The 1497-nt window shown below is 68.1% G+C and carries 1 protein-coding gene; it reads left to right on the top strand.

The window, feature by feature from the left end; genetic code table 11:
• Entirely contained in the window at positions 1-1497 is a 1497-nt protein-coding gene (gene istA, locus I6F21_RS37475; RefSeq protein ID WP_225184351.1) for an IS21 family transposase, read from the top strand.

Here is a 1497-nt window from a genome sequence, read left to right on the forward strand (position 1 = left end):
ATGCCGACCCGCGAGATTGCGCGGCGGTTGGGGACGGCGCCTTCGACGGTGCGGTTGACGATCCGTCGTTTTGAGGCGGCGGGGCTGACCTGGCCGTTGTCTGACGACATCACCGACACTGATCTGGAGGCCCGGCTGTTCGCCAGCGCCGGTGCGGGTTTCGGCACGCGGCGGGGCCATCGCCGGCAGGCGGAGCCGGACTGGGCTGCGGTGCACCGCGAGCTCCGGCGCAAGCACGTGACGCTGTCGATCCTGTGGGAGGAGTACATCGCGGGCGAACCCGGCGGGTATCGTTATTCGCGGTTCTGCGAGCTCTACCGCGCCTGGGAAGGCCGCCTGTCGGTGACGATGCGCCAGTCGCATGCGGCCGGCGACAAGCTGTTCGTCGACTATGCCGGCGACGGCGTCCCGGTGGTGATCGACCGGCGCACCGGCGAGCGGCGCAGTGCGCAGATTTTCGTCGCGGTGCTCGGCGCATCGAGCTTCACCTACGCGCAGGCGACCTGGACGCAGGGGCTTGCCGATTGGATCAGCGGCCACGTCGGCGCCTTCGAGGCGATCGGCGGCGTACCGGCGCTGCTGGTGCCGGACAACACCAAAGTCGCTGTGATCAAAGCCTGTCTCTACGATCCCAGGATCAATCGCAGCTATGCCGACATGGCGGCGCATTACGGCACCGCCATTCTGCCGGCCAGGCCGCGACGGCCACGGGACAAGGCGAAGGTCGAACAGGCGGTCCTCATGGTCGAGCGCTGGCTGCTCGGGCGGCTGCGCCACCGCACCTTCCACAGCCTCGCCGAGGTCAACGCGGCGATCACCGAGCTAATGACCCGGCTCAACGAGGAGCGGCCGATCCGGCGGCTCGGCGTGACCCGCCGCAAGCTATTGGAGGAGATCGACCTGCCGGCGCTCAAGGACTTGCCGGAGAGCCCCTACGTGTTCGCCGAGTGGCGGATCTGCCGGGTCAGCATCGACTATCACGTCGAGGTCGAGGCGCATTACTACAGCGTCCCGCATCGCTTCGTCCGCGCCGAGGTCGAGGTGCGCTTCACCGCCCGCACCGTCGAGATTTTCCACAAGGGCGAGCGGATCGCCGCGCATCAGCGCATGAGCGGCAACCACAAGCACACCACCGTGCCGGAACACATGGCGTCCAGTCATCGGCGCTACGCCGGCTGGACCATCGAGCGCATTCGCAAGGAGGCCGCCACGATCGGGCCGGCCACCGCGGCGCTGTGCGACCTGATCCTCGATGAGCGGGCGCACCCCGAGCAGGGCTTCCGCGCTTGCCTCGGCATCATCCGGCTCGGCCAATCCTACGGGCAAGAGCGGCTCGATGCTGCCGCCATGCGGGCGATCGACATCGGCGCGCGCACCTACGGCTCGGTCAAATCGATCCTTGCCAACAACCTCGATCGGCGTCCTTCACCCAAGCGCCCCGCGGACAACGCGCCGGTCCTTCATCCCAACATCCGCGGGCCGCGCTACTACAACTAG

The sequence above is a fragment of the Bradyrhizobium sp. NBAIM03 genome (genome assembly GCF_020194055.1).
Classification (GTDB): Bacteria; Pseudomonadota; Alphaproteobacteria; order Rhizobiales; family Xanthobacteraceae; genus Bradyrhizobium; species Bradyrhizobium yuanmingense.